A 20,209-nucleotide genomic window follows, 5' to 3' on the forward strand; every position below is an offset into this window, starting at 1 on the left:
CAGATTTCTAAACACTACCTTTGCAGATAATTTCATCATTGGCTCTGACTATTCTGGAGACAAAGTATCAATTCGAGATTCTCTTAAATTTGTTTGTCAACCTGAAGGAAAAGGACACAGAGCAAAAGATGTTACTGATGATGTGTTTGAAATGGCAAATACTCTAAGGTTTGATTGATAGTAATGAGGCTTAATATTTATCAAATCAACATTACAGTAAATCTATTTTTTACAACAAGTTAGTCACATAAAGAAAAACAATCATCAATCTCCACTTGCTTATTTAGCTAATTTATATAAATTAGCTAAATACTCTTCTCAAAGTACACTCTTATGAACGAGCAAGTGATATTCGATAATATCAAAACAGCGTTAAATAATGCGCCACGCAATCAATTTACTGTCGAAATGCACCTACAAATGATTAAATACGCTGATAATTTAAAAAGCATAACCGCTAAAGAATTTTGCCAAGGTGTAGGGTTAAAAGACAGTTTTGGCACTGAATTTTCAAAAATGCGCAACCTCACTCAACGACTCAAAGCCGCAGGCTTAAGCACCGACTTGCTCTAATAACGCTTTCACAAGGATTAAACGAAACTCCAATGGCTATTAAAAAAACAGAACTTTATTCATCACTATGGGCAAGTTGTGACGAACTGCGTGGTGGTATGGATGCCAGCCAATATAAAGATTACGTGCTAACAATGCTATTCATGAAGTACGTTAGCGATAAATACAAAGGCGACCCATACGGCATGATAGTTGTGCCAGAAGGTGCAAGCTACGACGATATGATTACCGCCAAAAACGACAAAGAAATTGGCGATAAAATTAATAAGATCATCGCAGCCCTTGCTGAAGAAAACGACCTTAAAGGCATAATAGACGTTGCCGACTTCAACGATGAAGACAAGCTTGGTAAAGGCAAAGAAATGGTAGACCGCCTAACCAAGCTAGTAGGTATTTTCCAAGGCTTAGACTTATCTGCAAATCGTGCTGGCGGTGATGATTTATTAGGTGATGCTTATGAATATCTAATGCGCCATTTCGCAACAGAATCAGGTAAATCTAAAGGCCAATTCTATACACCATCGGAAGTATCTCAAATCCTAGCCAAAGTGGTAGGCATTAAAGAAGACACGCCTCAAGATGCCACCGCCTACGACCCTACTTGCGGCTCAGGTTCATTGTTATTAAAAGCCAGCGACCAAGCCATGCGTGGTTTAACCCTATACGGACAAGAGATGGACAACGCCACAAGCGCACTTGCCCGTATGAACATGATCTTACACAACAACACCACGGCCAAAATTTGGAAAGGCAATACACTTGCTGAACCGCAATGGAAAGATGCCCCTAACCAATTAAAAACCTTTGATTTTGCGGTTGCCAATCCGCCTTTTTCTAACAAAAACTGGACCAGTGGCTTAACTCCAGAAAACGATTTATACAACCGTTTTACTTGGGGCATTCCACCGGAAAAAAACGGTGACTACACCTTCTTACTACACATAATCAAAAGCTTAAAAAGCACAGGTAAAGGCGCGGTGATCTTACCGCACGGAGTGTTATTCCGTGGTAATGCCGAAGCTACTATTCGTGAAAACCTGATCAAACAGGGTTATATCAAAGGCATTATTGGTTTACCTGCCAACTTATTCTACGGCACGGGTATTCCTGCCTGTATTATCGTGATTGATAAAGAACACGCACAAAAAGCAGTTACGAGCTTTAACGAAGGTGATGAAACACTACCAACCGTATCAGGTCGTCCAATATTTATGATTGATGCCAGCAAAGGCTTCATAAAAGATGGCAACAAAAATCGCCTGCGCAGCCAAGACATTCATAAAATTGTTGATGTGTTTAACAAAGGCTTAGAGCTTGAACGTTATAGCCGCTTAGTGGAAATTGATGAAATTGCCGCTAACGATTACAACCTTAACATCCCGCGTTATATCGACTCGTCTGAGCCAGAAGATTTACACGATTTAAGCGCTCACCTGCAAGGTGGCATTCCAAACCGCGACATTGATGCCCTTGAGCATTACTGGCAGGTATTCCCTAGCATCCGAGCAACTTTATTTAAACCTGAACGTGAAGGCTATAGCCACGCACTGGTTGAAGCTAGCCTAGTGAAAAGTACCATCTTGGCTCACCAAGAATTTAAAGACTTTGCTGCTCGTAGCCTATTGCCATTTAAACAGTGGATACCTGAAGCAAAATTAAAAGACCTCACTTGCAAGGAAAAAGCAGTAGGCGATAACCCGAAAAACTTTATCTTTAACATTTCAGAGAACTTGTTAAATAGCTATGCCAATAGTGATTTATTAAGCAAATACGATATTTATCAAATCCTGATGGATTACTGGGCTGATACCATGCAGGACGATGTGTATGTATTGGTACAGGACGATTGGCAAGCAGGTAATACTCTTCGTGAGTTAGTTGCTGCCAAGGGCGAAAAGCTTAAAGAAACACCCGATTTAATTATCAATAAGAAAAAGTACAAAGCTGAGATTATTCCACCTAGCTTAATTGTTGCCCGCTACTTTGCTGACGAACAAGCTCAGGTTGATGCTCTGCAAGCCAAACAAGACGAAGCCACCCAAGCACTTGAAAGCTACCTTGAGGAACATGGTGGTGAAGATGGCTTATTGGTTGAAGCCATCAACGATAAAGACAAAATCACCAAAGCCAGTGTTGCTACCAGAGCTAAGCTAGCAACCGATGTTGATGAAGTTAGGGCGCTGAAACAAGCTACCAAGTTGTTTAACGCTGAAGCGGCTGCGAAAAAAGCGGTGAAAGAAGCGATCGATGCCCTCGATTTAGCGGTATTCAACCAATATCCAAAACTCACTATTAATGAAATCAAAACCCTGATTGTCGATGACAAGTGGCTAGCCACATTACAAGCCAATATCGTTAGTGAGATTGAACGTGTTACCCAACAAATGGCAAACCGTGTTAAACAACTGGAAGAACGCTATAGCACGCCATTACCAACCCTTTCTAAATCGGTTGATGACCTTAGCGATAAAGTCGCAGGTCACTTAAAAGCAATGGGCTTGGAGTGGTCGCTATGAGCGTAAATGAGCAAATAGTTCCTGAAGGATTTAAACACACTGATATAGGTCTAATTCCTAAAGACTGGACTTTTTCAGCACTAAGGGACGTGTTAAAAGAGTCTCCGAAATATGGAATAAATGCAGCAGCTATTCCACTACAGGGGTCTTTGCCAGTATATATCCGAATTACGGATATTAGTGAAGATGGTTATTTTTCTCCTTCTGAAAAAGTGGGAGTGAACAGCCCTTTTTCAGAGCTATATAAGCTTAGCGCTGGTGACATAGTGCTAGCTAGAACAGGTGCAAGTGTCGGTAAATCTTACCTTTATAGAGAGCGAGATGGCGAGCTAGTTTACGCAGGCTTCTTGATAAAAGTAGCACCTAAAAACGACCTATTAAATCCCGAATTTCTTTTTCAGTATTTAAGAACAGAGCAATATTGGGCTTGGGTTACTGTTAACTCAATGAGAAGCGGTCAACCGGGTATCAATGGTAATGAATATGGTAGCTTACTTGTCCCCCTTCCGAAGATAAAAGAACAAACCGCCATTGCCAATGCCTTGTCCGATGTGGATGCGCTATTAACGGAATTGGCAAAACTGATCGCGAAAAAACAAGCGACTAAAACCGCCACCATGCAGCAACTGTTGACAGGCAAAACCCGTTTACCCCAATTCGCCACTTATACCGAAGGCGAAAAGCAAGGACAACCCAAAGGCACAAAACCCAGCGAACTAGGCGAAACCCCTGAGGATTGGGATGTGGATCTTTTAAAAGATATCAGTTCAATGAGAGGACGCATTGGTTGGCAAGGATTGAAACAAGAAGAGTTCACTTTTAACGATCAGCAGCCTTTTTTAATTACAGGAATGAATTTTAAAGATGGCAAGATCAGATGGAACGAGGTTTATCATATCCCTGAAGATCGATATGAGATGGATAGAAACATACAGTTAAAGGTAGGCGATATACTAATGACGAAAGATGGAACCATAGGGAAACTTCTTTTCGTTGATCATATCCCAAAACCTCATAAAGCAACTCTAAATAGCCACTTATTGTTATTTCGCCCCAAGCTCGAAAGTTATGTTCCGAAATATTTATATTATTTGATGAAAACAAGGTTACTTGATGACCATATAGAACTTCATAAATCTGGCTCTACTTTTTTTGGCATTACCCAAGAAGCTATGGGAAAACTATTGGTTCCTCTACCTAGCAATGAAGAACAAACCGCTATTGCCAACATCCTCTCGGATATGGATAACGAAATCCAAACCCTTGAACAGCGCTTGGCGAAAACCCGCCAAATCAAACAAGGTATGATGCAACAGCTACTTACAGGCCGCACAAGGTTACCATTTAAAAAGCTTGAGACTGAACAGGATGGAGGTAGCTGATGCCGACAGAACAAAGCCTTGCCCAGCTACGAGCTCTGTTAAAAGAGTTATGCCATTTACCCGATGAAACCGAATGGGTGGAGTTTAAGCATAATGTTGATGTGATTAAAATTGGCGAATATATCTCTGCACTCGCAAACTCCGCCGCGCTACTTGGCAAACAAACTGCGTACTTAGTTTATGGCGTAGATGATAAAACCCATGATGTAATTGGTACGAACTTTAAACCTTCAACTCAAAAGCATAAAGGGCAAGAGCTAGAGAGCTGGTTGTTGCAAAAAACCGCACCCAAAATACATTTTCAGTTTTACGAGTTTAGCCATGTTAACGATTTACCTGTTGTTATTTTGGAGGTGCAGGCAGCAGCGCATACACCAGTGCAATTTGATGGTACAGAGTTTATTCGTATTGGCTCTTACAAAAAAAAGCTACGTGAATATCCCGAAAAAGAACGCGCGTTATGGCGCGTATTTGATAACACCCCATTTGAGCAACAATTAGCAGCAGAAAACTGCAATGTTGAAGAAGTACTAAAGCTTATAGACTACCCTTCTTACTTTGACTTAGTTAACTTACCACTGCCTGAAGGTCGCGAAGGGATTTTAAACGCACTTGAAGCTGATAAGCTCATTAGTGCAACGCAAGCGGGTAAATGGCATATTACCAATTTAGGGGCGATATTATTTGCTAAAAAGCTGCAAGATTTTCAGCATTTAGCTCGCAAAGCCGTGCGGTTAGTGCAGTATAAAGGGAATAGCCGGGTAGAAACAGTACGAGAACTCGAAGGTAATAAAGGCTATGCCGTTGGCTTTGAGGGACTTATAGACTATTTAAAGACCCTACTGCCTTCTAATGAAGAAATTGGCAAAGCATTTCGTAAAGAAGTACCTATGTATCCAGAGCTAGCAATACGCGAATTAGCGGCTAACGCTATTATTCATCAAGATTTTTCGTTAACAGGCACAGGACCTATGGTTGAGCTATTCGATACGCGCATGGAAATAACCAACCCTGGTATTCCGCTAGTCGATACAGACCGATTTTTAGATTCTCCACCCAGAAGCCGTAACGAAGCACTAGCGTCTTTTATGCGTCGTATTAATATTTGTGAAGAGCGCGGTACGGGTATTGATAAAGTTATTTTTCAAACTGAATTATATCAATTACCAGCTCCTTTATTTGAAGTAACAGAGCACCATACTCGGTCTGTTTTATTTGGTCATAGGGAATTTGCTGAAATGGACAAAGAAGATCGTATTCGTGCCTGTTATCAGCATTGTTGTTTAAAGCATGTAAACAGAGAGCATATGAATAATAAGTCGCTACGCGAGCGCTTTGCTATTGCAGAAAAGAATAGCGCAATGGTAAGCAGAATAATAAAGGATACAGTCCATGCGGGCTTAATTAAACCTTATGATGCCGATGCAGGAACCAAAGCAATGCGCTACGTACCACACTGGTATTAATTTGCTTGACCGTTGCTTGACTAGACAATCAATTAAGTGATTTTATAAAGCAAAAAAAAACATAACAAGCTGTAATTTATAAACTTTATTTAAATCAATTTGCTTGATTACTTTATAAGTAAAGAGTTTTAATAATCTAAAATGTGAAGTTGAAATAATAACTATGACAGGAAAACTTAATAAGGACATTATATCGGTTAGCACATTACTCAAAAAGAGTAATTTAGCTATACCTAACTATCAACGCCCTTACAAATGGACACAAGCTAACCTTGCTGATTTGCTCGGCGATTTAAAAGTTTATAGAGGTAAATTAGCTTACCGCCTTGGATCTATTGTATTTCATCAACATTCAGAAAAAAAACAAGAAACGCTCGACATTGTTGATGGTCAGCAACGTACGCTCACGCTTGTGCTGTTGGTAAAAGCCTTGCTAGATGAACGGCTCAATACAAATGACTCCAATGCACAAATTAAACGCCAAGATGTAAAAACATTGCTGCTCTCACTTGAACAACCAATTAATAATTTTTTACAACGTCAAACTTTTAATAGTGATATATCGCATCGTAATTTACATCAAAATTTTATGGCAGCTAAACGCGCGGTAGCACGAAGTGATTTTACCGAGGCCGATATTGAGTTTTTATTGAAACGCTGTGAAGTGGTTACTTTTGTACTTAATGATGTATCTGAAGCCTTTCAGTTTTTTGATTCACAAAATGCCAGAGGCCGAGATTTAGATCCGCACGATTTGTTAAAAGCCTTCCATTTACGTGAGTTTTCAGACGCTGAAACCGAATTAAAAGCCGATTCTGTACGCCATTGGGAAAGCTTAGAGAGCGGACAGCTAGCACGATTATTTGCTAACTACTTATTTCGTATTCGCAACTGGGCACAAGGGAAATCGGCACTGTATTTTAACAAATCACAAGTGGGATTATTTAAAGGGGTAAATCTTGAACAGGTTGGACTTTACCCATATGTAGAACCACTTCGCATTTCCCATCACTTTGTTGATGACTATAACACGCAATATCAGCGCCATATTGATCATAAACGTATGCGTTTTCCTTTCCACCTTGATCAAATGATTATAAACGGTAGGCGCTTTTTTGAAATGACGAGTCATTATCAGCAAAAAATTGCTGAGATAGTGAGCGATGAACGTAATAGCAAAAATAACGACCCTAAGCAGCTTATTCGCATATTAGATAACGAACTAGAACCACGTGCTTGTAAGATTTTATACACACTTAACAGCTACAGTTCACGTACACGAACAGGTGATGGCTATATACGTAATCTATTTGATTGCGCGGTGATTTTTTATTTAGATAAGTTTGGCCCACATGAGCTATCGCAAGCTATAGAAAAGCTGTTTATTTGGGCTTATAGCTGCCGCTTGAAAATGCAGGTTGTTGGTATTGAGCGCATGAATAAACATGCACTCACCCATAATGTGTTTGAGCGAATAAAACAAGCAGTACAACCAAGTGATGTATTAAATTGGCCTTTACCAACATTGAAAAAGTCTGAATGTAATGGAACTAAGCTTACTGAGATCGCTAATCTGTTTGAGGAAATGAAGTACTATGAATAATGTCCAAGCACTCAAGGTGCAAAGCAGTAATGTCAATGCGAACAATCAGATACATAGTTACAAAGTTAAAGAGTTATTAAGTGATACTAACCGATATTTAGTCCCTATGTATCAACGTAACTATGCATGGGGTGAAGGTGAAATTAATCAATTAATACAAGATGTGTTGGATTATCAGGAAAATAAACCAAATCAAACCTATTATATTGGTACATTGGTGGTGTTTAAGCGCAAAGATGACAGCTATGAAGTTATAGATGGTCAGCAGCGCTTTACGACCCTTACCTTATTGGCTTTTGCCCTTAAACGTATGGTCACTAAGTATCAAACCTTTGATATGGATTGGTATGACGTAGTAAATCTCAGTTTTGAAAGTCGTCAGAAGTCATCTGACACTTTTGCAAGTTTGATTCAGGGCGTTGCTTTAGAGCATCTAAGCACAGATGACTATAATTTAGATGTAATTAATGGTTATACATTACTTGAAAAGGGCTTATTAGCGCTTGGAGCTAAGCTAGAAGGTTTTTGCTCTTACTTATTCGATAAAGTAGAAATTACTCGTGTTTGTGTACCAGAAGATACCGATTTGAATCATTACTTTGAGGTAATGAATAATCGTGGTGAACAGCTTGAAAAGCATGAAGTGATTAAAGCAAGATTGATGTCGGTGCTAACCGATGACAATGATAAAGAACTATTAAGTAAGGTCTGGGACGCTACCGCTAATATGGAACGTTACATTCAGTATGGTTTTAATCCAGATGAGCGCCACTGCATATTTGGTAAAGACGACTGGGGGCAATTTACGCCAATAAATTATGCTGATTTAGCTGCGTGTATTAGCGAGGCAACCACTCTAAAGAACGAATGCACTCAAACCATATCGCTGACACTCAATGAGATATTAGCAAAGCCACCTCAGTCCTCTTCTAGCGCAGATATCACGCTAACACCCGAGCGTTTTAATAGCGTGATTAATTTTTCTAACTTCTTACTTCACGTGCTTAGCATATTAAACAAAGGTGTTTTAACCAATAAAAAAGTAGCATTGGATGATAAGCGTTTGTTAGAACAATTTGATGTCTATTTAAAAGACAACAGCAGTGACAAAATCAACGCAGTAAAAGACTTTGTATTCGCCTTACTCAAGTGTAAATACCTCTTCGACCAGTACATCATCAAACGTGAATTTAATGACGGCAAAGATAAGTGGAGCTTGAAGAAACTGCATTTTTACAATAAAGAAAGCCAAAGTTATATCAATACGTTTAATGATAATGATGACTTAGAAAGCGAAGATGGGTTTGAAGGTAATAATCGTCAGATCTTAATGTTGTTAAGTGCAATGCATGTTTCAACTCCGACACTGGTTTATAAACACTGGTTAAATGGTGCGTTGTTCCATTTATTCAATATGGATAGAATTACGCCTCGCCTGTATTTACAAAAACTCGAAAACTTAGCTCGCCAATTTGTATATGGACGCTTTTTAAGTGAATCGCCTTCTGATTACTATCAAATGATTTATCAAAACGAGAGATATTTAGCATTTGATTTAAGTAACCAGAACGCTATAGCGAGGCTGCATTATGGCGTTATTGAAAATAACCTAGTGTTTAACTATCTCGATTATTTGTTGTGGTGTGATAGCGTTCAAAACAAAAAAGATGATGTAATTACTCAGTTTGAATTTACTTTCCGAAGCTCTGTTGAACACTTTTATCCTCAACATCCCCTTGATGGGCACCGTGTATTAGCCGATGCTGACTTACATCGATTTGGTAATTTGTGTCTGATAAGTCACAGTAAAAATTCAAAATTAAGTAACTTACAACCAACTGCTAAACGAGATCATTTTAAAGCCGCCATTGCCGATAAAAGCATCGATACCCTAAAACTGTATGAAATGATTAAGCTGATGAATGCTGCTAACGAGTGGACTGAAACTCAAATAGCCGAGCATGAACAAAGCATGTTAACGGTGTTCGTTAACGACTCGAAAAAGGAATTAGGCAATGAGTAATGTCGGTCAATTAGAACGTAAAACCCAAAACCGCGTGGTTAAGTTTTTTAAAGATCAGCTTAATTACGGCTACTTAGGCAATTGGGAATACCGTGAAGGTAACAGCAATATTGAAAAAGGCCTACTGACCAAATGGCTAAAAGGTCGTGGAATTTCTGATGCGCTGATTAACCGTACATTACGCCAACTTGATACTGCCGCAGCGCTTGGTGAAGGCAAAAAACTATTTGATGCTAACAAAGATGTTTATCGCCTACTGCGTTATGGTGTAAAAGAAAAAGAAGGTTCGGGTGAACAAAACCAAACCGTTTGGCTAATTGATTGGAAAAATCCAGAAGCTAACGACTTTGCCATTGCTGAAGAAGTCACTGTTAAAGGTGAATTGAAAAAGCGCCCTGATATTGTGATTTACGTAAATGGTATCGCACTTGGTGTAATTGAATTAAAACGCTCTTCGGTGTCAGTCAGTGAGGGGATCCGCCAAAACTTAGATAACCAAAAGAAAGCCTTTATTCGTAATTTCTTCACCACTATGCAGCTTGTAATGGCGGGTAACGATACTCAAGGCATTCGCTACGGTACGATTGAGACCTCTGAAAAATATTACCTTGAATGGAAAGAAAGCAGCGGTAAAGAAAACCCCAATCCACTACCAGCAAAAGGCATTACAACAGAGAACTTACTCGACACTCATATCGCACAATTGTGCGACAAAAAGCGATTCCTGCAACTCATTCATGACTTTATTGTGTTTGATGCTGGGGTAAAGAAAACATGCCGACACAACCAATATTTCGGCATCCAAGCGGCACAGAAGCACGTTCAAACACACGATGATGGCATTATCTGGCACACGCAAGGTTCAGGCAAAAGCTTAACTATGGTTTGGCTTGCCAAGTGGATACGCGAAAATGTAACGGATTCGCGAGTGCTTATTGTTACTGACCGAACCGAATTAGACGAACAAATAGAAAAAGTATTCTCAGGTGTTGATGAAGAGATTTATCGTACAAAAAGCGGACGGGATTTGGTTGCCACGCTTAATCAACCTAACCCTTGGTTATTTTGCTCACTGGTACATAAGTTTGGTCGAAATGGTGAAGCAGTTACCGAAGAAGATGAGACGCAAGCAACAAAAGACTACCTTGAAGCGTTAACCAAAAACTTACCCAGTGACTTTGCAGCGAAAGGTAACTTGTTTGTGTTTGTTGATGAGTGTCATCGAACTCAATCGGGTAAACTGCACGAAGCAATGAAGGCCCTATTTAGTATGGGAGAGGGGCCTGAAGCCATGTTTATTGGTTTTACCGGTACACCACTGATGAAGAAGGACAAGAAGAAATCCTTGGAAGTTTTCGGCCCTTATATTCACACCTATAAATTTGATGAAGCCGTAAGTGACGGTGTGGTGTTAGACCTTCGATATGAAGCCAGAGATATTGATCAACACTTAACATCTGAGAAAGGCGTTGATACTTGGTTTAATACTAATACCGAAGGCTTATCTAACCTTGCCAAAATGCAGCTCAAACAAAAATGGGGCACCATGCAAAAAGTGCTCTCTAGTAAGTCACGACTAGAACGTATTGTGATGGATATATGGCTTGATATGAAAAGAAAGCCTGCACTGATGTCTGGTAGAGGCAACGCCATGTTGGTGTGTGCCAGTGTCCATCAAGCCTGCATGGTTTATGAGATGTTTTCTAAAACAGATCTTGCTGGTAAATGTGCAGTAGTGACCAGTTATCAACCTGCTGCTAGTTCGATAAAAGGTGAAGAATCTGGTGAAGGGTTAACCGAAAAACTGTTTAAGTATGACACTTATCGCAAGATGTTAGCTGAGTACTTTGAGCAAAGTGAAGATGAAGCAGCCAAGCGTGTTGAAGAGTTTGAAAAAGCCGTTAAAAAACGTTTTATTGAAGAACCGGGACAAATGCGCCTGCTGATTGTTGTAGATAAGCTGCTCACGGGCTTTGATGCGCCTTCTGCCACTTATCTTTATATCGATAAAAAAATGGCTGAACACAACTTATTCCAAGCAATCTGCCGGGTAAACCGATTGGATGGTGAAGATAAAGACTACGGTTACATCATCGACTATAAAGACTTGTTCCGCTCACTTGATAAAGCTATTAAAGATTACACAGCAGAAGCGTTTGATGGCTACGATGCTGACGATGTTAAAGGACTTTTAAAAGACCGCTTACAAGAATCTCGTGCTGATTTAGATAATGCGCTGGAAGCGGTACGAGCGTTATGTGAGCCAGTAAAAGCACCAAGAGACATCAAAGACTTCCAACATTATTTTTGTGGTGAGTCAGGTGTTGAACCAAAGGATGAAAATGAGCGCACAGAAAAAGAAGCACTGCGTTTAACTTTATATCAATCGGTAGCTAAGCTAATTCGTGCCTACACTAACCTTGCTAATGAAATGCAGCAAGCGGGTTACACCTTTAAAGAAGCCGAAAATATTAAGAAAGAAGTCGCGTACTTTGAGAAAGTACGCGATGAGGTAAAGCTTTCCAGTGGCGATCTACTCGAAATGAAGCGATTTGAGCCTGCTATGCGTCAGTTACTTGATATGTATATTCGAGCTGATGACAGCGAACAGCTTATGGATTTTGAAGAGTTGGGGTTGATTGATCTAGTTGTAAACAACAAGGGCAAAAGCTTAGAAAATTTACCTGAAGGCTTGCGTAACAACGAAGACGCAATGGCAGAAGCGATTGAAAATAACGTTAGAAAAACCATCGTTGATGAAAACCCTGTAAACCCTAAATACTTCGACAGCATGGCAACGCTGCTCGATGAAATTATAAAGCAAAGAAGAGAGCAAGCACTTAGCTATCAAGAATATCTAGAGCAAATTAGAGCACTGGCAAAGAAAGTGGTTAATCCAACTGAAAATAGCAATCAAAGTTATCCCTCTTCTGTTGATACGCTCGCCAAACAAGCAATTTATGATAACTTTGGTAATGATGAAGTACTTACCACTAAAATTGATACTGCGGTGCGCTACACTAAAAAAGCCGATTGGCTAGGGGATAGGTTTAAAGAGCGTGAGATAGCTAATGCAGTGCGAGAAGAAGCGGTAGGTTATGATGTGAACATTGTAGATGTTATGGAGCTAATTAAGGCTCAGAAGGAATATCATTAGTGCGTCATACCAAAAACAATGCTCAAAGCGTTGAAGTAGTTTGCATTGGTGGTATTAATGTTGAGCTAAATCGCAGAGCCATTAAAAACATTCACTTAAGCGTGCTACCGCCTAGCGGCAAAGTACGCTTGTCTATCCCCAACGATACAAGTGAACAAAAGATTAGGCTGGCTATCGTTAATAAACTTGCATGGATTAAGAAGCAGCAAGCTGACTTTGCAGGCCAAGAGCGCCAGTCGATTCGTGAAATGGCAAATGGTGAATGCCACTATCTTTGGGGGAAGAAATACCGCTTAAAGCTTGTTGAGGCAAAAGGTAGATATAGTGTTACTGCAAAGGGAAATGGCAATTTAGTGTTAGCGGTTGCAGAAAATACGTCAACCGACAATAAGCTCAAATTGCTTAACCGTTTCTATCGCGATGAAATGCAGCGCGCACTTGAAAAACTCTTGCCCAAATGGGAAAGCAAGCTAGGTGTAAACGCTGGCTCTCTCAATATCAAAAAAATGAAAACCAAATGGGGAAGCTGCAACATTCAAGCTAAGCGTATATGGCTTAACCTTGAACTTGCTAAGAAACCTCCAGAATGCATGGAGTTCATACTTGCCCACGAGTTAATTCACCTACTAGAGCGCCATCATAATGACAGATTCCGCTCTCTCATGGACCAGCATATGCCTAATTGGCGTGAGCGCAGAAACCTACTTAATAGCTTACCTCTGGCTTATGAGGATTGGCAATACTGATAAACATTAGAGAGTTATTTTGAAGCTTGAAATAACTACATATCAAAAAACTAAAAACGAGAGACAGTGTCTCTCGTTTTTAATCACGCTCGTTAAAATACCAAATTAACCCATCAACCTCACATACTTTTCAGCCAGTTCATCTAAGCTCTCACGATGATTAGGGTCGGGCTTTATGCAGTCAATGGGGCATACGCTCACGCAGGTCGGCTTGTCGTAGTGGCCCACACATTCAGTGCATTTTGTAGGGTCTATTTGGTAGATTTTGGCGCCCATATAAATGGCTTCATTTGGGCACTCGGGGTCACACATATCACAGTTAATGCATTTGCTGTTTATTAATAAAGCCATGATTAAACTCTCTATTATGAAACAGCTTGTTTGAAAGGGTTGCGGGTGTCTTGGTTTTCATCCAAATTGCGCATCAGTATGGCGTGCTCTAAGTCGATGTTGTCAGGCAGTGGAATTTTTACGATATGGCCTGAACCTTTGGCATCAGTAATGCTTTCGCCTTTTTTGTTTTCCATGCTTTTAAGGGTAAAGCTAATATTACCTTTTGGCGTCATTAGCTCTAATGAATGGCCAACGCAAAATTTATTTTTTACATCTATTTCAACCAAACCAGTGGCATTACGCCCTAGTACTTCGCCGACAAATTGCTGCTTGGTAGAAACTGAATGGCCGTATTCATAATTTTGATAATCTTGATGGGCGTGGCGTTTTAAAAAACCTTCGGTATAACCGCGGTGAGCAAGGTTCTCAAGAGTTTTAAATAAGTCTGCATCGAATGGTTTACCTGCAACCGCATCGTCAATCGCTTTGCGATACACCTGAGCGGTACGCGCAACATAATAAAATGACTTAGTACGCCCTTCTATTTTAAGGCTATGCACCCCCATTTTTGTTAGCTGCTCTACGTATTGCACGGCGCGTAAGTCTTTTGAGTTCATGATATAAGTGCCGTGCTCGTCTTCAAATGCAGGCATATATTCACCCGGGCGACCTTGCTCTTCTAGCATAAATACATCGTTACTTGGCGCGCCTTCACCTAACGTAGGTATAACCGTTTTAGGGTCAATTTTATGTACCATTTCGCCGGTTTCGTTCTCAGTGCCGGGTTTAACATCATACTCCCAACGACACGCATTAGTGCAGGTGCCTTGGTTAGGATCGCGCTTATTAATATAGCCTGAGAGTAAACAACGCCCTGAATAAGCCATACACAGCGCGCCATGAACAAATACTTCTAGTTCTGTTTCTGGGCACAGTGTGCGTATTTCGCTGATTTCTTCAAGCGATAGCTCGCGAGACAAAATCACCCGCTCAATACCTTGTTTGGCCCAAAACTGTACGCTTGCGTAGTTCACTGCATTGGCTTGAACCGACAAATGAATTGGCATATCGGGCCATTTTTCACGCACTAACATAATTAATCCAGGATCTGACATGATCAACGCATCGGGTTTCATGGCAATAACAGGTTCTATATCACGTAAATACGATTTTACTTTCGCATTGTGTGGGGCAATATTAGACACTACATAAAACTTTTTATTTAGCGCATGTGCTTCGTTAATCCCTATTTGTAAAGTATCTAAATCGAATTCATTATTACGAACCCTTAAACTGTAACGAGGTTGACCGGCATAAACCGCGTCGGCACCATAGGCAAAGGCATAACGCATGTTTTTTAAGCTGCCTGCAGGGCAAAGTAGTTCAGGAATAAACGGGATTGAGGAAGAAACAGCTGACATGTGCGCTCCATACATCGAACCGAGTTCAAGTCGGTTGCATGAATAATTATACCAACCCGCAATAATACTTAATCATTTTACGGGGCTAAACGTGTTGCTACCTTCGTTAAAAAAATCTCATTTACGACTGCATGGATGCAGAAGGTAGAGCAATGCAGGAGCAATTGCCGAGAACAACTAAATAGCAATTTTTTTGCCTAGCTATCAACACGTTTTTCCAGCCTCAAAATAGACCACTTAATTAAGCGAATTGGTATTAAGGAAAATAAACCGCGCAAGTATAATGAGGGGGCAAAAGAGAAACCTTGATCAAGATCATCAAAATTTCTCTTGTGCGCTAATAAATGAAGAGCAGCAGATTTAAGTTATTTTTTACTGCTTAATTGGTTCGAAAATTGACTAACCGCATCAACAACTTGTTGCGCGCCTTTTTTAATATCACTCATTACATCACCAGATTCTTTGGAGAGTGCTAGGCCTTGTTGCGCTTTATTTTTACCTTGCTCTATTACAGCCACCGTTGATTGGGTTAAATTTTGGTTTTGCTGTACAACATCCACTATTTCTTCAGTCGCTTTACTGGTTCTTGAGGCAAGTAAACGCACTTCATCAGCCACCACTGCAAATCCACGGCCTTGCTCGCCGGCGCGCGCGGCCTCAATAGCCGCATTTAGTGCCAATAAATTAGTTTGATCAGCAATACTACTAATGCTCTGCACTATGCTCGCGATAAGTTGCGATTGTTTATCTAATGCTGAAATTTCTTGAGCAGCTTGCTCCATTTGCACCGACAATTCGTTCATAACCTGCACTGTTTTTTGTACCACTTCAGCACCTTTGTCCGCGTTGTTATCGGTTTCGATAGACGTACCATGCGCAATACTCGCCGCTTGCTCTGTAGCCAGTTCTCTTTTTACTTGATCAGTGATCACTGTGGCAAATTTAACTACTTTGTAGAGCTCATTTGCTTCATTAAAAATAGGATTATATGAAGCCTCTAACCAAACTACATGGCCGTGCTTATCAATACGTTTAAATCTGCTCGCAATAAACTCGCCATTACGCAAACGTTGCCAGAAGGCCTGATACTCTTTACTACTCGCTACTTGCTCATCACAAAACATACTATGATGCTTGCCCACCACGTCTTGCTTTGAATAACCCATACTTTTTAAAAAGTTGTCATTAACACGTAGCACCATACCTTGAGTATCAAACTCAATAACCGCCGTTGAACGATGCAAGGCTTTAATTAAATCTTCGTTTTCTCTTGAGCTTTCAATTATTTGTGTAAGCACAGTGCAATGCAGGGTTAAATACTCAAGCTGGCCTTGCTCGTTTTTTATAGGATGTAAAATGCAGCGTAACCAGTCTCGTTGCCCGTTTTGGTGTAGCAACTGAATAGCACCTACATAGTGCTCACGCTTACTTATTGCTTGTTTAAATAAATTAAAATCAGGATTATTCCGTGCATTTTCAGGAATAAAGTTAATAATATTCTGGTTAAGCAACTGACTATTTGAATAGCTGAATGTACGTTCAAAATTCTTATTTTGTCTTATAACATGACCTTGCATATCAAGCTCTAAAACTAGCATTTCACTGTCTAAGCTTTGTCTAACCTGCTCTCTAACTAAAAGTTTGTTTTGTAAATCAGCAACTTGATTTTTTAAAGATTGGTTAAAAAACATATGGTTATCCTAGTATTGAGATGTATGAACTATACATTGAGCGTTTATTGTAATTATTATTAACAACTAAAACCATTTGTTAACATAGACGTAAATATAGCGGAAGTATTTAAAACTAATATACGTAATAGCATGGTTATAAGCTCAAAACTAAACGCCCTTAAATCAAAATAACATGGTTGATATAATAAATTAGGTTTTTTTCGTTAAAACGCGTATAATTCGCGCCCGTTAATATTCACACTTTCACTTAAAAATTATTGGAGCACAAAGATGGCTTTAGAGCGTACTTTTTCAATCATAAAACCTGATGCAGTTGCTAAAAACCACATCGGCGCAATCTACAACCGTTTCGAAACAGCGGGTCTTAAAATCGTTGCAGCTAAAATGGTTCACCTTTCACAAGAGAAAGCTGAAGGTTTCTACGCTGAGCACAGCGAGCGTCCTTTCTTTGGTGCTTTAGTATCTTTCATGACTTCTGGCCCAGTAATGGTTACCGTTCTTGAAGGCGAAAACGCTGTTCTTAAAAACCGTGAAATCATGGGTGCTACTAACCCAGCTGAAGCGCTAGCGGGTACTTTACGTGCAGACTACGCTGATAGCATCGACGAAAATGCGGTTCACGGTTCAGACGCTGTTGAATCTGCTGCTCGCGAAATCGCGTACTTCTTCGCTGACGAAGAACTTTGCCCACGTACTCGTTAATTCGAGTTCACAGCTAACCCTGTGATGCAAAGTATGAAAAGGGCTTTCGAGCCCTTTTTTAGTCATTACGTAAAGTATTAATCGTTTATTTATGATGTTTTACTTAATGATTATAGTGGGTGAATTGTGTACAATTCGCCCTTGTAAATTTTTACCATCACCGCCACCGATTGAGGTTGTTACATGACCGAGCAAAAAAAGATTAACTTATTAGATTTAAACCGAGATGCAATGCGAGAGTTATTTGTATCATTCGGTGAAAAGCCATTTCGTGGCGATCAGGTGATGAAATGGATTTATCATTTTGGCGTAGATAATTTCGACGAAATGAGCAACGTAAACAAAAAGCTAAAAGAAAAGCTTAAAAACGAGTGTGAAATCGTTGCACCCGAAATTTCAGTTCGCCAGCAAGCCAGCGACGGTACTATTAAATATGCATTAGTACTAGAAGGCGGCCAAGAAGTAGAGGCAGTTTGGATCCCAGAAAAAGATCGCGCCACCTTATGTGTATCGTCTCAAGTAGGTTGCGCCCTTGAATGTACGTTTTGCTCAACGGCACAACAAGGCTTTAACCGTAACTTAAAAGTGTCGGAAATTATTGGCCAAGTATGGCGTGTAGCCAAAGACATTGGCCTTGATGGCAACAGTGAAAAACGCCCTGTCACTAACGTCGTTATGATGGGGATGGGCGAGCCATTACTTAACGTCAAAAACGTCGTACCAGCGATGGAGCTGATGATGGACGACTGGGGCTTTGGTTTATCTAAGCGCCGCGTAACATTAAGTACCTCGGGTGTAGTACCTGCCCTTGATTTATTGAAAGAAAAAATCGACGTAGCACTGGCTATTTCACTTCACGCCCCTGATAACGCACTGCGTGATATTTTGGTACCCATTAATAAAAAGTACCCAATTGAAGAATTTTTAGCGGCCTGTCGTCGTTATATCGATGGCTCTAAAGCCAATAAAGACGTGACTATTGAATACGTTATGCTTAATGGAGTTAACGACAGCACCGACCAAGCACATGAACTGGTTAAAACGTTAAAAGGGACGCCATCTAAGGTAAACCTTATTCCGTTTAACCCGTTCCCGGGTAACGAATACACGCGTTCAAGCAACAGTCGAATTGACCGTTTTTCAAAGGTATTACAAGCTGCGGGGATTACCTGTATTGTTCGTCGTACACGAGGGGACGACATTGACGCTGCCTGTGGTCAATTAGCTGGCGATGTGGTTGATAGAACAAAACGTATGGCTAAAAAGAAAATGCGTGATGACAATGCAATTGCAGTAAATATTCATCAAGCCTAAACGTTATAAAAGACTCTGGTGCCTTTGTGATAACTCGTTTATTTTTAAATAAATGATGCAACACAAAGGCTTTGAGGTAAGATAGAGGCTATGGAAATATATAAAGAGACAAGGTAATGCGATCTTTACTTGCTTTAGCACTATCAACACTACTTTTAAGCGGTTGTGTTACTGAAAATAGTTACAACGGCAGTGACAAACCCGTCGTCGAAAATAAAATAAACAACGCAGGCGCAGCGCGTACCCGCATTGCTTTGGCATTACAATATTTAAACACCGGCAATAATTCCCAAGCAAAATATAACCTTGAGCGTGCGAGCGAATATGCACCAAACCTCCCCGAAGTTCATTATTCTTTAGCTTATTACTACCAACAAGTTGGCGAAAATGCATTAGCCGACAAAGCCTATCAAAAAGCGTTGACGATTAACCCTGACGATCCGAATACCCTAAATAACTACGGTACGTTTTTATGTAGTATTGATGAGTATGATCGCGCTACCGATCAATTTTTAAAAGCGATTGAAATTCCAAGTTATATTCGTGTAGCACAAAGCTATGAAAATTTAGCCTTATGCGCCATTGAGTTTAATGACTTTACAAATGCAGAAAGCTACTTTCAACAAGCGCTAAACCACAGCTCGCAGCGTACATCGACCCTAATTAGCTTAGCCGCCCTTTTTTATGCTAAAAGTGACTTACATAAAGCCAGCGACGTTTTAAAGCACCATGACGATACTGGCCGTGTGTCTGCACGGGCTTTATTACTTAGTTATTTAATTAAACAGCGTATGGGTAGAATAGAAGATGCTGAAAAAATTGCAGCTACTATTTTGCAAACATACCCAAATAGTATTCAAGCTAACGCCATTCGTGACAACCAATTAAGGCAAACAGAGTTTGAAGTGCTGCGCGAAAAGTACCGCCAAGCACAACTTGATGAATTACAAGAAAGCAGTAATAACAATCAAATTATTGTGGAGCCAAAAATAAAAATTATTCGTAAAAAAAGTCCAACATCTGCAGTAAGCTCTGATGATTCAGTAAAGTAAGCTGCAAAAATACAACAAAGACACAAATACCTTTTTAAATTAGGGTCTGTTGACCTTTCAAGGTTAAATTTGCAGCAGCCTGTTTGGTATTTAGGCAAGGCAGAGCTTATGTGGTGTGGTTATTCCCCATAAATAGGCGATAACGTAGTATCAATGCCAAACAGGTGCTGCCCTTCGGGTTCTGCCTAGGAGCGATTCACTCTTTGTTGCCTACATGGATGTAGGTA

Annotated in this window: 13 protein-coding genes and 1 pseudogene; 11 read left to right on the forward strand and 3 right to left on the reverse strand. The window is 40.1% G+C overall.

Translation table 11 applies throughout. The features are described from left to right. The first annotated feature begins 333 nt into the window (after positions 1 to 333). From CWC30_RS09685 to CWC30_RS09720, 8 genes are all read left to right on the forward strand, one after another. Positions 334 to 573, forward strand: coding sequence for an HTH-like domain-containing protein (locus CWC30_RS09685; RefSeq protein ID WP_024611833.1), 240 nt, complete (start codon positions 334 to 336; stop codon positions 571 to 573). Positions 574 to 605: 32 nt separating this feature from the next. Then, positions 606 to 3,089 (forward strand): type I restriction-modification system subunit M, encoded by a 2,484-nt coding sequence (locus CWC30_RS09690; protein ID WP_138626983.1) that lies wholly within the window; start codon positions 606 to 608, stop codon positions 3,087 to 3,089. Continuing rightward, positions 3,086 to 4,471, forward strand: coding sequence for a restriction endonuclease subunit S (locus CWC30_RS09695; RefSeq protein ID WP_138626984.1), 1,386 nt, complete (start codon positions 3,086 to 3,088; stop codon positions 4,469 to 4,471). The genes CWC30_RS09690 and CWC30_RS09695 overlap by 4 nt, the downstream gene beginning before the upstream one ends. After that, positions 4,471 to 5,937, forward strand: coding sequence for an ATP-binding protein (locus tag CWC30_RS09700; protein ID WP_138626985.1), 1,467 nt, complete (start codon positions 4,471 to 4,473; stop codon positions 5,935 to 5,937). The genes CWC30_RS09695 and CWC30_RS09700 overlap by 1 nt, the downstream gene beginning before the upstream one ends. 163 nt (positions 5,938 to 6,100) lie before the next feature. Then, entirely contained in the window at positions 6,101 to 7,540 is a 1,440-nt protein-coding gene (locus CWC30_RS09705) for a DUF262 domain-containing protein (protein ID WP_138626986.1), read from the forward strand. Continuing rightward, positions 7,533 to 9,563, forward strand: coding sequence for a DUF262 domain-containing protein (locus CWC30_RS09710; protein WP_138626987.1), 2,031 nt, complete (start codon positions 7,533 to 7,535; stop codon positions 9,561 to 9,563). The genes CWC30_RS09705 and CWC30_RS09710 overlap by 8 nt, the downstream gene beginning before the upstream one ends. Further along, complete coding sequence (locus tag CWC30_RS09715) at positions 9,556 to 12,720, forward strand: type I restriction endonuclease subunit R (RefSeq protein WP_138626988.1); 3,165 nt, start codon at positions 9,556 to 9,558, stop codon at positions 12,718 to 12,720. The genes CWC30_RS09710 and CWC30_RS09715 overlap by 8 nt, the downstream gene beginning before the upstream one ends. Next, a complete protein-coding gene (locus CWC30_RS09720) occupies positions 12,720 to 13,466 on the forward strand; it encodes a M48 family metallopeptidase (protein ID WP_138626989.1) in 747 nt (248 codons plus the stop codon). The genes CWC30_RS09715 and CWC30_RS09720 overlap by 1 nt, the downstream gene beginning before the upstream one ends. A gap of 105 nt (positions 13,467 to 13,571) precedes the next feature. Here the strand turns inward: CWC30_RS09720 and CWC30_RS09725 are convergent, their stop codons facing one another. The 3 genes from CWC30_RS09725 to CWC30_RS09735 all read right to left on the reverse strand — a co-directional run bounded on the left by CWC30_RS09725 (position 13,572) and on the right by CWC30_RS09735 (position 16,911). Further along, entirely contained in the window at positions 13,572 to 13,817 is a 246-nt protein-coding gene (locus CWC30_RS09725; protein WP_036934592.1) for a YfhL family 4Fe-4S dicluster ferredoxin, read from the reverse strand. A gap of 14 nt (positions 13,818 to 13,831) precedes the next feature. Further along, complete coding sequence (gene trhP / locus CWC30_RS09730; protein ID WP_138626990.1) at positions 13,832 to 15,220, reverse strand: prephenate-dependent tRNA uridine(34) hydroxylase TrhP; 1,389 nt, start codon at positions 15,218 to 15,220, stop codon at positions 13,832 to 13,834. 365 nt (positions 15,221 to 15,585) lie between these two features. After that, entirely contained in the window at positions 15,586 to 16,911 is a 1,326-nt protein-coding gene (locus CWC30_RS09735; protein ID WP_069439100.1) for a methyl-accepting chemotaxis protein, read from the reverse strand. 273 nt (positions 16,912 to 17,184) lie between these two features. Between CWC30_RS09735 and ndk the strand changes: the two genes are divergently transcribed. From ndk to pilW, 3 genes and pseudogenes are all read left to right on the forward strand, one after another. Beyond that, complete coding sequence (gene ndk, locus CWC30_RS09740) at positions 17,185 to 17,616, forward strand: nucleoside-diphosphate kinase (RefSeq protein ID WP_036983708.1); 432 nt, start codon at positions 17,185 to 17,187, stop codon at positions 17,614 to 17,616. A 183-nt stretch (positions 17,617 to 17,799) separates the two neighbouring features. Further along, positions 17,800 to 18,930, forward strand: a complete 1,131-nt coding sequence (gene rlmN, locus CWC30_RS09745) for a dual-specificity RNA methyltransferase RlmN (RefSeq protein ID WP_010389431.1) — start codon at positions 17,800 to 17,802, stop codon at positions 18,928 to 18,930. 116 nt (positions 18,931 to 19,046) lie between these two features. After that, a pseudogene (pilW, locus tag CWC30_RS09750) lies at positions 19,047 to 19,952 on the forward strand (type IV pilus biogenesis/stability protein PilW); the annotation flags it as partial. Positions 19,953 to 20,209: the final 257 nt, after the last annotated feature.

It is taken from the genome of Pseudoalteromonas sp. S4741 (assembly GCF_005886135.1).
In the GTDB taxonomy this organism is placed as follows: Bacteria; Pseudomonadota; Gammaproteobacteria; order Enterobacterales; family Alteromonadaceae; genus Pseudoalteromonas; species Pseudoalteromonas tetraodonis.

Excerpts from the sequence above, each read along its gene's own strand:
- CWC30_RS09695 (WP_138626984.1), top strand. The coding sequence starts at position 3,086 with ATGAGCGTAAATGAGCAAATAGTTCCTGAAGGATTTAAACACACTGAT.
- CWC30_RS09690 (WP_138626983.1), top strand. The coding sequence starts at position 606 with ATGGCTATTAAAAAAACAGAACTTTATTCATCACTATGGGCAAGTTGT.
- CWC30_RS09700 (WP_138626985.1), top strand. The coding sequence starts at position 4,471 with ATGCCGACAGAACAAAGCCTTGCCCAGCTACGAGCTCTGTTAAAAGAG.
- CWC30_RS09685 (WP_024611833.1), top strand. The coding sequence starts at position 334 with ATGAACGAGCAAGTGATATTCGATAATATCAAAACAGCGTTAAATAAT.
- ndk (WP_036983708.1), top strand. The coding sequence starts at position 17,185 with ATGGCTTTAGAGCGTACTTTTTCAATCATAAAACCTGATGCAGTTGCT.
- CWC30_RS09725 (WP_036934592.1), bottom strand. The coding sequence starts at position 13,817 with ATGGCTTTATTAATAAACAGCAAATGCATTAACTGTGATATGTGTGAC.
- CWC30_RS09735 (WP_069439100.1), bottom strand. The coding sequence starts at position 16,911 with ATGTTTTTTAACCAATCTTTAAAAAATCAAGTTGCTGATTTACAAAAC.
- CWC30_RS09705 (WP_138626986.1), top strand. The coding sequence starts at position 6,101 with ATGACAGGAAAACTTAATAAGGACATTATATCGGTTAGCACATTACTC.
- trhP (WP_138626990.1), bottom strand. The coding sequence starts at position 15,220 with ATGTCAGCTGTTTCTTCCTCAATCCCGTTTATTCCTGAACTACTTTGC.
- CWC30_RS09710 (WP_138626987.1), top strand. The coding sequence starts at position 7,533 with ATGAATAATGTCCAAGCACTCAAGGTGCAAAGCAGTAATGTCAATGCG.
- CWC30_RS09715 (WP_138626988.1), top strand. The coding sequence starts at position 9,556 with ATGAGTAATGTCGGTCAATTAGAACGTAAAACCCAAAACCGCGTGGTT.
- rlmN (WP_010389431.1), top strand. The coding sequence starts at position 17,800 with ATGACCGAGCAAAAAAAGATTAACTTATTAGATTTAAACCGAGATGCA.